The sequence below is a fragment of the Micromonospora sp. NPDC050187 genome, assembly GCF_044459745.1.
Taxonomy (GTDB): Bacteria; Actinomycetota; Actinomycetes; order Mycobacteriales; family Micromonosporaceae; genus Micromonospora.
On sequence record NZ_JBITJH010000012.1, the window covers coordinates 124,342 to 136,362 of the forward strand.

Genomic DNA, 12,021 nt, shown 5'->3' on the forward strand with positions numbered 1-12,021 from the left:
GGTCACGAGACGGTGGGCCTTGCCTCGCCGACGAGCCCGGACCGGGACAGGTGCGGCTCGGTCGGGTTGCCCGGCAGGCTCGGCCGGATCCGGCCGAGCAGCGCCCGTAGCCGGTCAATCCACTGCGGGCCGATCCGGCGCTCCCGCAACGCCGCGTGGGCGATCTCCGCCGCGGTCTCGAAGTCGCCCCGGCGCTCGTGGCTGTGCGCGGCTATCCAGCGCATCTCACCCGCCAGCTCCGGATCGGCGGTACGCGCGGCGACCCAGCCGGCCTCGGCTGCGGCGTTGCGATCCTCGCGCAGCAGCAGCCGGGCCAGCCACGCGGTGAGTGTGAGTCGCCGGGCGGGGTCGAGGGCGTGCTGGGCATGAGCCTGCGCGAGCGCGGCGACGGCGATCCGTGGTGCCGTTTCGGCGACCCGTTCGACGTGCTCGGCCAGCCAGCCGCCGTAGTAGTCGTCGACCGGCACCTCCCCGGCGAGCATCAGCGCCACCACCCGTTCGGGCGCCGTGCCCGCCGCGGCGAGCCGCTCCGCGTACAGGCGGCAGAGGGTGACCCGGAGCGCGGCCGGCGTGCTCTCGCACAGGGTGCGGACCACGACCCGGTGCCGGAAGCGCAGCCGGTCCCCGGACGCGAGGATCCCGGCGGCCCGCACCGGGGCCAGCATCCGGTCGAGATCGTCGAGGTGGTGGTCGGTGGCCGCGGCCACCTCGGCCGTCGTGCAGCCGGCCGGCTGCGTGCCCGGTGTCCGCACCTCGTACGCGCTGAGGAACGCGACTGCCCGCAACACCTGGCGGGTGTCCTCCGGGTACGGGGCGAGATGTGCCCTGACCGTCGCGGCCAGACCGGCTGCCGGGAACGGGTCGGTCCCGTTCGTGGCGAGCTGCCGCAGGTATTCCGGGTGCCCGTCGGCCTCGTCGAGGATCCGGGCCAGTTCCTGGGGCCCGGGCGGTTGCGGGGCGACCGCCCGGACCAGGGCGTCCGCCGAGCCGGGGTCCAGCGGACCGAGTGTGACGATCTCGGCGGACGGCTCGGCCGTCCGTCTCGTGCCGGACCGGACGGCGGCGACCAGGAGCAGCGGAAGCTCGCTCGCCTGCCCGCCCAGCGTGGCCCAGGCCCGCAGCGTGGTCGGGTCGGCCCAGTGCAGATCGTCGATGACGAGGATGAGCGGCGCCTCGGCCGTGGTGCGACGGACCAGCTCCACCGCCCGGGCGGCCGCGTCGGCGTCCGCCTGGTCCGTACGGTCGGTGCCGGCGTGATCGGCGCGGTGGGCGTCGTCGGGCTGATCGGCGCCGTCGGGCTGGTCCGGGACGGACGCGGCGACCAGCGCTTGGTCGGCGTCGGGCCGGTTCGGTGGGACGGACGCGGCGACCAGCGCCTCCACCGTGGGATGGTCCGGCCCGGCCGCCAGCGCGGACTCGACGCAGTCGCGCAGGGTGCCGAGCGGGACGTCCCGGGCGACCTCGTCCCCGACCGCCCAGCCGATGCGGCACCCGTCCGGGGCGGTGCGCAGCGCGGCCGTGAGCAGGGCCGTCTTGCCGATGCCGGCGGGACCTTCGAGCAGGATGCTGCCGCCCCGCCCGGTGGCGACCTCGGTCACCGCCCGACGGAGCCGGTGCAGTACCGCGTCGCGGCCGAGCAGCAGGGCCGCGTCGGTCCGGATGGGAGGTCCGTGCCCGGCCGCCGGGACGCGCGCTTCCGGCGGCGCGGCGGCGAGTCTGGCCCGCAGGTCCTCCCGGTGCGGATGGGCCGTCGTCAGCTCGCGCAGGAGCTGGGCGGCCTGCTCGTGGCGTCCGCGCACGGTCAGCAGCTCGGCGTACCGCTCGGCGGTGGCGAGGCGCAGCTCGGCCAGGCGCTGCCGCTGTCCCTCGGCGAACGGTCCGGGGACCCCGGCGAGCGCCTCGCCACGCCACAGGCGCAGGGCCGCCGCCACGGTGGCCAGCTCGGCGTCGGTGTGCCCGGCGGACCGTTGCCGCCGGGCCGTCTCGCGCAGCGACTCGAATCTGAGGACGTCGACGGAGTCCGGCGAGAGGTGCAGTCGGTACGTGCCGCCGCCCGAGCTGAACAACCGTCCCGCCGTCCACCGGCTCCGGGCCGGCTCCAGCATCTGACGCAGGGTGGAGACGTACGTGTAGATGTTGCCGGTCGCGCTCGGCGGCGGTTCCTCACCCCAGACGGCGCTGACCAGTTGGTCGCGGGAGACACTCTGCCCGGTGTGCAGTGCGAGCACGCAGAGCACAGCGGTACGGCGTGCCGAGCCGAGCACGAGCTCGGTGCCGTCCCGCCAGGCTCGCACCGGACCCAACAAACGGAGGTCGATCCCCACCTGCTCCGCTGACATGGCTGCCCTTAGCTCGCTGCTGTGAGTGCCTGACCCCGGCGTAGTGGTCGGGGAGTGCCTGGCATCCCGCTACCGGCGGAATCTCGTCGAATGCCCCACCCGCCCGCTTACTCCCCACCTGTCGATTGTCCACCATCCGCGACGCCGCCTGCCAGTCAGGATGATCGCCTGGCCGGGTGCCCGCCCGCGCCGTCCACGGGGGAAGCCGGATCACGGTGGGCGCAAGACCGGGCAGTTCGGACCGGAGTCCGGGCACACCCGGAGGCGCTCACTTCCGCCTCTGCCGTCGGCCTGATGCACTCGACCGGTGTCGGCTGATCCGGATCCACCGGCGAACCCGTTCGCCGGTGAGCTTCTGCTCACCCTCGCCCGCGAGGGGCGGTTCGTGCTGGACGCGGCGCAGGCCGACAAGGCCATAGCCGAGCTGGAACGCACGCTCTCCGCCGTACGGGCCCGGCTCCGCATCCTGCGCATCTGGCGGCACGTGCCGACCCAGCGGGTGGACGAGATCCCCGACGACCTCGCCCTGGACGTCGTCGACGCCATCTTCGCCGACCAGCTCGCGCCCGGTCGGCTGGAGTTGGCCGCGACGGAGATTCCCAAGTACATCGAGGCGCTGCGTCGGGCCCGGCTCGTGCCGCCCGGGGCGGGCCGGCCCACCAGCCGCTGAGCGCCGTGGCCGCGAATCTTCACATGCCGAGGACCAGCCGTGAAGGCGGTGTGGAGATTTTCTGAAGGATCGTTCCGCAGACTTTCGCCGCAGCCATGAGACGCGGAGGTTCCGGTGGAGAAGGTTCGGCTTGTCCTACAGGCGTCAGACCCGTTCAGCTACGCGGGGCTCGACAGTTTCCTGCGGTCCTGTTCGGCGGTCGAGCTGCTGCCGGCCGCCGATCGCGCGGCTGCGCGGGTGCTGGTGTTCGGCTGCGAGCAGCTGACCGTGGACGTGGTGGCGACGCTGCGACGTTCGGCTGCGGAGACCGGCCTGCCGGTGGTCCTGGTACTCCGGGAGATCACCGAGAGCGAGCTGCTCACGGCGGTGGACTGTCGGGTGGTGGCTGTCCTGCCGCGAGCGGCGGTCACCGCCGAACGGCTGGCGCACAGCATCCTGGCCGCGGCCAACGGCGGCGGCGTCATGCCGCCGAACCTGGTCGGCGAGTTGCTCAAGCACATCGAGCGGCTCCAGCGCGAGGTGCTCGCCCCGAACGGCCTGAACGCCTCCGGTCTCACCCCGCGCGAGGTCGACGTGCTGCGCCTGATGGCGGACGGGTTCGACACCGGCGAGATCGCCGGCAAGCTCTGCTACTCCGAGCGGACCGTCAAGAACGTCATCTACGGCGTCACGCACCGGCTGAAGCTGCGCAACCGTTCCCACGCGGTCGCGTACGCGCTGCGCGCCGGCATGATCTGACCCGCGTCGAGATCCGCCGCGAGGTCCCACAACTGTTGGTTGTTGCTGGCTGGCGTGTCGGTTGTTTGCTACCTGCTCATGGCGTTTGGTGAGATCGTCACATGCTTGGTGCAACAACTCAGCGGATGTATGTCCAGACGCCGGAGTTCGCCCGCGTCGCGGATCGGATCCATCAGGTCACGGACCTGACGTCGCGGTTGAACGTGCTGCCGTTCGGCGACGCCGAGGGACGCGCCGCACTGTTCGCGCGGATCTTCGCCGGACCCCTGCCGGAGTCCGTGCGGATCTTTCCGCCGTTCTTCACCGACTACGGCCTGCGCACCGAGTTCGCCGAGAACGTCTTCGTGAACCAGGGCTGCACGTTCCTGGACCAGGGCGGCATCCGGATCGGGGCCGGCGTGATGATCGGCCCGAAGACGAACCTCGTCACCTCCGGTCACCCGGTCCCACCGACGGAGCGGCGCGAGTACATCAACGCGGCGCCGATCGTGCTGGAGGACAACGTGTGGCTCGGTGCCGCCGTGACCGTCCTGCCGGGCGTCACGATCGGCCGCAACTCCGTGGTGGGCGCCGGCGCCGTGGTGACCAGGGACGTCGGGCCGAACACGCTCGTGACCGGCCCGGCGGCCTCCGGACGCAGAACCTGGGACGCCTGAACCGGTGGGTCCGCGCCGAGCGGGCACGGCGCGGGCCCGACGCAGGTGTCATGGTCTGTGGTTCGGTCAGGGTGTGGCCGGTTCGGCCGCCCATGCCGGGACCCAGGCGTCGGCGGTGGCGTGGCGGTTCGGCACGGACGCGATGTGGCTGCGTAGCGTGGCCAGTCCCGGATGAGGGTTGTCGGTGCGCCAGATGAGGGAATGCGGGTAGACCGGGGTGGGATCGAGGACCGGGACACGGCGCAGGTCGTAGGTCTGCGGCCAGGCCATGCGCGTCTTCTCCCCGACCAGCGAGGTCAGCGTCGGTGAGTCGGCCAGCACGTCGAGCAGGTGGTCGGTGCCGAAGTTGGGACCGATCCGCTCGATGGTGAGGCCGAACTCGGCGGCCAGGGCGTCGTAGTAGGCGGCCCACTCGGTGCCGGGAACGATCCCGGGGATCCAGATCCGCACGCCGGACAGGTCGGCCATGGTGACGTGGCGGGCGGCGGCGAGCGGGTGAGCCGGTCCGGTCAGCAGTTGGTGGGGGTCATCCAGGACACGCGCGGCGCGAATGCCCGGCGGCAGCTCCTCGGGCGGCACGGTGACCGCCCGGAACGTCGCGTCGACCGTGCCGGCCCCGACGGCGGCGATCGCAGCGGCGGCGTCCGACTCGACCAGGGTCACCACATCCAGCTCGGTCTCCGGGTGCGCCCGGTGGAAGTCGCGTAACAGGCCGGCCGGTCCGATCCGCCGGTTGAGCACGTCCACCCGCAACGCGCGACGGCCGGGCTGGACCGAACCGACGGCGCGCTCGGCGAGCCGCATCAGGTCGCGAGCGTGGGGTAGGAACGCCTGACCGTCGATGGTGAGGGCGGCACCCCGCGGCGTACGCGTGAACAGGCGCACCCCGAGGTCGCGTTCCAGTGCCGCGATGCGCTTGGACACCGCCTGCTGACTCATCCGCAGCCGGGCGGCCGCCTCGCCGAAGTAGCGGTCGTCGACCACCGCGAGGAACGCCCGCACGGCGCCCAGGTCGACGTCGGTGACAACTTCCGGTTGTGGCTCCTCGGCGTGCGGCTGCTCAAGCATCCTGGCTTCCCCTCCCTCGGACGTGGGGCGTCCACCCGTGGCCGCCGGCCCGAAGTTCATATAGTCACGGCGTGAACGTGGAGCACGTGGGACAGGCATATGCGTCCGTGGCGGATCTTTACATCCGACTGTTCGGTACGAGCCAACAGGTACACGTCGACGACCTCGCCTTCATCGGGCGACACCTGTCGGGACGGTCCGGCCCGGTGCTCGATCTGGGCTGTGGACCCGGCCATATCACCGACCACCTGCGCTCACTGGGCGTCGACGCACAGGGGATCGACATGGTCCCCGAGTTCATCGCCCATGCCAAGGCGGCCCACCCGAGCGGCACTTACCAGCTCGGGTCGATGGAGAAGCTCGACGTCGCGAACCACTCCGTCGCCGGCATCCTGGCCTGGTACTCGTTGATCCACCTACCGCCGCAGGATCTCGGGAGCGTGCTCGGTGAGTTCCGGCGCGCGATGGCCCCGGCTGGGAGGTTGGTGGTCGGTTTCTTCGACGGTGACGAGGTCGACGCCTTCGACCACAAGGTCGTGACCGCCTACCGCTGGCCCGTCGACGAATTCTCCGAGCGGCTGACGCGCGCCGGCTTCACGGCAGTCGAGCATCTGCGGCGGCCCAGCGACGGCACTCACCGGCCGCACGCCGCGATCGCCGCGATCGCGGCCGACGTGTGAGCAGCCGGTGGGCCCCGGTGCACCATTCCCGGACGGACCCGATCGGTGCAGGGGTCAGGCCGGCACGTGCCCGTTCAGGTAGGCGTTGATCTGGTCGATCTCCAACTGGTTGAAGACCTCCGGCTGGGCAGCGGCCTGGTTCGAGTTGATGATCCGCTTGAACAGGTTGTAGTGCGCCATCGACCGCAGCCCGATGACGCGGTTGGGGGTGACCAGGTAGCCCGTGCCGCCGGTGCTCCAGATGAGATACATCAGTCCGTCCTTGGTGAGAATTCCGGGTGGCTGTCCGGGCGCCCCGGCCAACGGCGCGCCCGCGAGGACCGACTCGGGATCGACTCTTGCACCGTTCGGATGGATGACCTCAAGGTGCAGGTGCGGACCCGTCGAGCGGCCGGTCGAACCGACGTTGCCGACGTGCTGCCCGGCGGCGACCTGAGCGCCTGTCCGGACCACGGGGGCCTCCCGCAGGTGCGCGTAGATGCTCCGCCAGCCGTCGGCGTGGGTGATGATCGCATGGTGGCCGAAGCCGCTCGCGTTGTAGCTGACGCTCGTCACCGTGCCCGCGGCGATCGACCGGGCCGGGTAGCCGAGGATCCCGGAGTAGCTGTAGTCCGTGCCGTTGTGCTGCCGAGTCTCGCCGGTGATCGGGTCCCGTCGGGGCCCGAACGGCGACGTGATCGGGACCCACTTGTCGAAGGGCCGGTTCCATCTGGGCGTGGCGCCGTACGCCGCCTCGGCGAGCCACGCCTCCGGGATGACGCCGGCGGCGAGCGCGGCGGTGATCACCCCGAGCAGGTGGCGACGGTCGATCCGGTGCGGCGACTGCCCGCTTTCCACCGCTGCTCCATCGGTTCGCCGCATGCGCTTCCTCGGTCACGTCGGGTCACGACCGCCGGCGTCCCACGCATGACGAATGGCAGCGATGGGTCTCGATCGCAAGAGATCTGGATCTTAAGCGAGTCGATGCCTCTCCTGTCAAGACCGTGGCGCGACCGGCTCCCTGTCGTCCTGCACGCAGGTGATCGTGGCAACGAGGCGGCACGCAGCCGACCGGCGGCGGACGGAAAAATTCCGGACGACGATGTCGAGAACCCGTGGCTGGCTCCGTCCCTGCGGTGAACGTGACCAGAATGGGTCGCACCAGCACCGAGGAGAAACACGATGGCCAAGTACCTGCTGCTCAAGCACTACCGCGGCGCTCCGACTGCGGTCAACGACGTGCCCATGGACCAGTGGACGCCGGAGGAGATCTCGGCGCACATGCAGTACATGAACGACTTCGCGGCCCGGCTCGAGGGGACCGGCGAGTTCGTCGGCAGTCAGGCGCTCGCCCCCGAGGGGACGTTCGTCCGGTACGACGGTGAGGGGCGCCCGCCGGTCACCGACGGCCCGTTCGCCGAGACCAAGGATCTCATCGCCGGCTGGATGGTGATCGACGTCGACAGCTACGAGCGCGCCGTCGAGCTGGCCGGGGAGCTGTCGGCCGCCCCTGGGGCGGGCGGGAAGCCGATCCACGAGTGGCTCGAGCTGCGCCCGTTCCTGACCGCGCCGCCCACCATCACGGAGTGAACCCGCAGTTGAACGAGGCTCTGCTCCGGAGCCTCACGCCGAGCGTGCTCGGGATCCTCGTCCGCCGCGGAGCCGACTTCGCGGCGGCCGAGGACGCCGTGCAGGACGCGCTGGTCGAGGCGGTCCGCGTCTGGCCGGCCGACCCGCCGCGAGATGCGAAGGGCTGGCTGGTCACCGTGGCCTGGCGCCGGTTCCTCGACGCGACCCGGGCGGACGCCGCCCGCCGCCGGCGTGAGGACCTCGTCGACGAGGAACCGGCGCCCGGGTCCGTGCCCGCGGTGGACGACACGCTCCAGCTCTACTTCCTGTGCGCCCACCCGTCGCTGACGCCGTCGTCCGCGGTCGCGCTCACGCTGCGCGCCGTCGGCGGGCTGACCACCCGCCAGATCGCCCAGGCATACCTGGTGCCCGAGGCGACCATGGCGCAGCGCATCAGCCGGGCCAAGCGCACCGTCTCCGGCGTGCGGTTCGACCAGCCCGGCGACGTCGCCACCGTGCTGCGCGTTCTCTACCTGGTCTTCAACGAGGGCTACTCCGGCGACGTCGACCTCGCCGCCGAGGCCATCCGGCTCACCCGGCAGCTCGCGGCCGCGATCGACCACCCCGAGGTGGCGGGGCTGCTCGCCCTCATGCTGCTCCACCACGCCCGGCGCGCCACCCGGACCGCGCCCGACGGCAGTCTGGTGCCGCTCGCCGAGCAGGACCGCAGCCGGTGGGACACGAAGTCGATCGCCGAGGGCGTCGAGATCCTGCAGGCGGCCCTCACCCGCGACCGGCTGGGCGAGTTCCAGGCCCAGGCCGCCATCGCGGCACTCCACGCTGACGCGCCCACCGCCGAGGAGACCGACTGGGTGCAGATCGTCGAGTGGTACGACGAGCTCGCGCGCCTGACCGACAGCCCAGTCGTCCGGCTCAACCGCGCAGTGGCCATCGGCGAGGCCGACGGACCGCGCGCCGGGCTGGTGGCGCTCGCGGCGCTGGACGACTCACTGCCCCGCCACGCCGCGGTGGCGGCGTACCTCCACGAGCGCGACGGCGACCTGGCGACGGCGGCACGGCGGTACGCCGAGGCGGCCCAGAAGGCCCCCAACCTCGCCGAACGCGACCACCTGACGCGACAGGCCGCCCGGCTCAACGCCCGCCGCTGTCGCTGAGCAGCCCAGCGTGCGGGGACCGGTACCCGATGGCCCGGCGGTTCTCTCTGGTGGACCTGTCGACAGCAGGAGCGAACGGGTCCGCGCCGGCGGGAAAACGGCTCGCGAGCACCACCAGCGGTGCCCGTAGCATCGTGCGCACCGGTGGGAGGTGGCGGAACGTGGTGGACGTGCGGGTCGGGGTGCTCGGGCCCATGGCGGCGACGGTCGACGGGCAACCGGTCGACCTGGGCGGCACCCGCCAGCGTGCGGTCCTGGCGGTGCTGCTGCTCGCCCGGCAACGGCTGGTGCCGGTCGAACGGATCATCGACCTGGTCTGGGCGGACACGAAGGCGCCGGCACTGACCACCCTGTACGGATACATCAAGCAGTTGCGCCGGATTCTCGACCCGGGACGGACGGCCGGCGCGCACGGCGAGCTGCTGGCCCGGCAGGGACCGGGATACACGCTGCGGCTGCATTCGGACAATGTGGACGCGGAGCGGTTCGCCGGCCGGGTGGCTTCCGGTGTCCGGGCGTTGCGGCAGGACGATCCGGCCGAGGCGCTCCACCTGCTCGACGAGGCGTTGGCCCAGTGGCGTGGCGAGCCGTACGCCGAGTTCGCCGGTTACGCCTTCGTGCAGCCCGAGGTGACCCGGCTGACCGGTCTTCGGCTGGACGCCGTCGAGGAGCGGTACGCCGCCCTGCTGGCGCTCGGCGAACACGCGGCCGTGGTCGGTGACCTGGCCGCGCACGCCGCCGAATACCCGTTCCGGGAACGCGGCCACGAGTTGTACGCCCTCGCCCTCTACCGGGCCGGCCGGCAGCGGGAGGCACTGGACGCCCTGCGTGCCGCCCGCGCGGTGTTCGCCGACGAACTGGGCCTCGACCCGGGGCCGGCGTTGCGGCACCTGGAGAGCGCGGTGCTGCGGCAGGATCCGGAGCTGGCCGGCCCGACCGGGACGGCCGCGGTGACGGGCCCCGCCCCAACGGTGCCGGAGCGCACCCGCAACCTGCCGTTCGAGGTCAACCGGTTGCTGGACCGGCCCGGCGAGCGGGCAGCGGTGGACCGGATGCTCGGCCAGCACCGGCTGGTCACGGTGACCGGCCCGGGTGGGGTCGGCAAGACCACGCTGGCCCTCCAGGTGGCCCGGAGCCGGCCGGACACCGACGGCCCGTGGCTGGTGGAGCTGGCCGGCCTGGGTGCACCGGAGCTGCTGGTGGAGACCGTCGGGGCGGCGTTGGGCCTCCCGGCGGTCGCGACGCTGGAGCAGCTCGCGGGGGTACTCGGCGCGCGTGAACTGCTGCTGCTGCTCGACAACTGCGAACATCTGGTGTCCCCGGTCGGGACGGCGGTGGCCACGCTGCTGGCCCGGTGTGGCGGGTTGCGGGTCCTGACGACCAGCCGCGAACCGCTGCGGGTGGCGGGCGAGGCGGTGTTCGAGGTGCCGGTGCTCTCCGGCGAACAGGCGGTGGAGCTGTTCGACCAGCGGGCGGCGGCGGTCACGCCGGACTGGGCACCCGGCCCGGGCGACCGGGAGATGATCCGTACCATCTGCGCCGAACTGGACCGGCTGCCGCTGGCGATCGAACTGGCGGCGGCACACTGCCAGGTGCTGTCGGTGGAGCAGATCGCCGGCGCGCTCGACGACCGGTTGGCATTGCTGGCCGACGGCCCGACCGGCGTCCCGGACCGGCACCGCAGCCTGGTGGACGCGGTGGACTGGAGCTACCACCTGCTCGATACGGCGCAGCAACGGGTCTTCCGCTGGCTGAGCGTCTTCGGCGGCGGGTTCGACCTGGCGGCGGCCGGGGCTGTCGTCGGCGGGCCGGCACTGGCCCCGGTCGCCGCGCTGGTCCGCAAGTCACTGGTGATGGTGGAGCCGGGCACCGATCCGCGCCGGTTCCGACTGCTGGAGACCCTGCGACAGTACGGGCGGTCCCGGCTGGACCCGGCGGAGCTGGCCGCCGCGCAGGCCGCCCACCGGGACTGGGTGCTGCGGTACGCGGAGGACGCCGAGCGGCAGGTCCGGGGCCCGGAATCGGGGGTGGTACTGGCCGGCCTGGCACAGCGGCAGGCCGAGATCCGGCTGGCGTTCACCTCGTCGCTGGCGGCCGGTGACGGCCGGTACGCGCTGCGGCTGGGCGGGGCCCTCGCCATGTACTGGTACCGGACCGGGCAGATCGTCGAGGGGACCGGCTGGTTGCGGGCCGGGTTGGCGGCTGCCCCGGATGCCGAACCGGGGGTACGGGCCCGTGCGCTGATCGGTCTGGGCGGGCTGGCGTACCTGGCCGGTGATCCGGCGGCTGCCGGCCGGTCGATGCGTGAGGCGGTCGACGCCGCCCGCGCGGCGGGGGACACCGTGACTGGGGCGCTGGCCCTGGCGTACCGGGCGCTCTTCGAAGCGGCGGCCGGCGCGACCACCGTCCCGGACGCCATCGCCGATGCCGGCTCGGCGGTGACGCTGACCCGGCAGGTGGGGGAACCGGCGATCGAGGCGGAGGCCCTGTCGGCGTTGGGGATGCTGCGCCGGATCGCCGGCCAGGTCGACCGGGCGCGGGTCGACCTGGCGGAGTCCGTGCAGGTCGCGCGGCGCTGCGGCCACGGGTTCGTCGAGGCATCGTCGTCCTGGTTGGCGATGAAGGTGGCTCTCGACCTGACCGATCCGGCCGGAGCGCTGACTGCCGGGCTGTCCGTGCTCGACCTGCTGGAACGTGACAGTGACGTCACCTCGTGGCTGGTCATCGTGCACACGGCCGCCGCGGCGCTGGCCGGTCTGGGCCGACCGGAGGACGGCGCTGCCCTGCTCGCGGCGGTCGAGCGGCACGGGTCCCGGTACGGCTTCGTGCCGGACCTGATGGACCCGGTGGACTCGCCCCGGCAGGTGGCGACCGTCCGGGAGGCGCTGACGTTGGACCAGTGGGCCACCGCCCGGCAGCGGGGCTGGCAGCTTTCCCGGGACGAGGTGAACGCGCTGCTGCGCGCACACGCTCCCTGGCCGGGCGGTCCGGTCGGCCGGACCGTCGACTGAGGGCCCGGCTCCCCGGGTACCGTGAATCCGGCCTGCCGGGTACCGTGGACCTGACTTCCCGGGTAGCGTGGGACCGCCCGGTCGGCCCGATCCGTCCGCCGGATGGCCGACGCGTTCATCTGATGGACCACCCGGC

General features: G+C 72.6%; 10 protein-coding genes. 7 read left to right on the forward strand and 3 right to left on the reverse strand.

The window, feature by feature from the left end:
- Positions 1 to 2: 2 nt before the first annotated feature.
- Complete coding sequence (locus tag ACIBJE_RS19765; RefSeq protein ID WP_396750284.1) at positions 3 to 2,339, reverse strand: AAA family ATPase; 2,337 nt, start codon at positions 2,337 to 2,339, stop codon at positions 3 to 5.
- Positions 2,340 to 2,646: 307 nt separating this feature from the next.
- Here ACIBJE_RS19765 and ACIBJE_RS19770 point away from each other — a divergent pair, with 307 nt between their 5' ends.
- The 3 genes from ACIBJE_RS19770 to ACIBJE_RS19780 all read left to right on the forward strand — a co-directional run bounded on the left by ACIBJE_RS19770 (position 2,647) and on the right by ACIBJE_RS19780 (position 4,403).
- Positions 2,647 to 3,009 (forward strand): hypothetical protein, encoded by a 363-nt coding sequence (locus ACIBJE_RS19770; protein ID WP_396750286.1) that lies wholly within the window; start codon positions 2,647 to 2,649, stop codon positions 3,007 to 3,009.
- A 114-nt stretch (positions 3,010 to 3,123) separates the two neighbouring features.
- Positions 3,124 to 3,747: a response regulator transcription factor gene (locus ACIBJE_RS19775; protein ID WP_396750288.1), complete on the forward strand. Its 624-nt coding sequence runs from the start codon at positions 3,124 to 3,126 to the stop codon at positions 3,745 to 3,747.
- A 125-nt stretch (positions 3,748 to 3,872) separates the two neighbouring features.
- Positions 3,873 to 4,403, forward strand: coding sequence for a sugar O-acetyltransferase (locus ACIBJE_RS19780; RefSeq protein WP_396750290.1), 531 nt, complete (start codon positions 3,873 to 3,875; stop codon positions 4,401 to 4,403).
- A gap of 66 nt (positions 4,404 to 4,469) precedes the next feature.
- Here the strand turns inward: ACIBJE_RS19780 and ACIBJE_RS19785 are convergent, their stop codons facing one another.
- Positions 4,470 to 5,471: a LysR family transcriptional regulator gene (locus ACIBJE_RS19785; RefSeq protein WP_396750292.1), complete on the reverse strand. Its 1,002-nt coding sequence runs from the start codon at positions 5,469 to 5,471 to the stop codon at positions 4,470 to 4,472.
- A 71-nt stretch (positions 5,472 to 5,542) separates the two neighbouring features.
- On the opposite strand from ACIBJE_RS19785, the gene ACIBJE_RS19790 reads away from it, so the two are divergent.
- Positions 5,543 to 6,151, forward strand: a complete 609-nt coding sequence (locus ACIBJE_RS19790; protein WP_396750294.1) for a class I SAM-dependent methyltransferase — start codon at positions 5,543 to 5,545, stop codon at positions 6,149 to 6,151.
- Between the two features lie 54 nt (positions 6,152 to 6,205).
- On the opposite strand, the gene ACIBJE_RS19795 is transcribed toward ACIBJE_RS19790, so the two are convergent.
- On the reverse strand, positions 6,206 to 6,988 hold the full coding sequence (locus ACIBJE_RS19795; RefSeq protein WP_396750296.1) for a M23 family metallopeptidase: 783 nt from the start codon (positions 6,986 to 6,988) through the stop codon (positions 6,206 to 6,208).
- Positions 6,989 to 7,312: 324 nt separating this feature from the next.
- Here ACIBJE_RS19795 and ACIBJE_RS19800 point away from each other — a divergent pair, with 324 nt between their 5' ends.
- The 3 genes from ACIBJE_RS19800 to ACIBJE_RS19810 all read left to right on the forward strand — a co-directional run bounded on the left by ACIBJE_RS19800 (position 7,313) and on the right by ACIBJE_RS19810 (position 11,885).
- Positions 7,313 to 7,720: a YciI family protein gene (locus ACIBJE_RS19800; protein ID WP_396750298.1), complete on the forward strand. Its 408-nt coding sequence runs from the start codon at positions 7,313 to 7,315 to the stop codon at positions 7,718 to 7,720.
- 8 nt (positions 7,721 to 7,728) lie between these two features.
- Positions 7,729 to 8,874 carry an RNA polymerase sigma factor gene (locus ACIBJE_RS19805; protein WP_396750433.1) on the forward strand — a complete coding sequence of 382 codons (1,146 nt, stop codon included), beginning with the start codon at positions 7,729 to 7,731 and terminating at the stop codon, positions 8,872 to 8,874.
- A gap of 161 nt (positions 8,875 to 9,035) precedes the next feature.
- Positions 9,036 to 11,885, forward strand: coding sequence for a BTAD domain-containing putative transcriptional regulator (locus ACIBJE_RS19810; protein WP_396750300.1), 2,850 nt, complete (start codon positions 9,036 to 9,038; stop codon positions 11,883 to 11,885).
- Positions 11,886 to 12,021 lie beyond the last annotated feature (136 nt).

Excerpts from the sequence above, each read along its gene's own strand:
- ACIBJE_RS19765 (WP_396750284.1), bottom strand. The coding sequence starts at position 2,339 with ATGTCAGCGGAGCAGGTGGGGATCGACCTCCGTTTGTTGGGTCCGGTG.
- ACIBJE_RS19780 (WP_396750290.1), top strand. The coding sequence starts at position 3,873 with ATGTATGTCCAGACGCCGGAGTTCGCCCGCGTCGCGGATCGGATCCAT.
- ACIBJE_RS19785 (WP_396750292.1), bottom strand. The coding sequence starts at position 5,471 with ATGCTTGAGCAGCCGCACGCCGAGGAGCCACAACCGGAAGTTGTCACC.
- ACIBJE_RS19800 (WP_396750298.1), top strand. The coding sequence starts at position 7,313 with ATGGCCAAGTACCTGCTGCTCAAGCACTACCGCGGCGCTCCGACTGCG.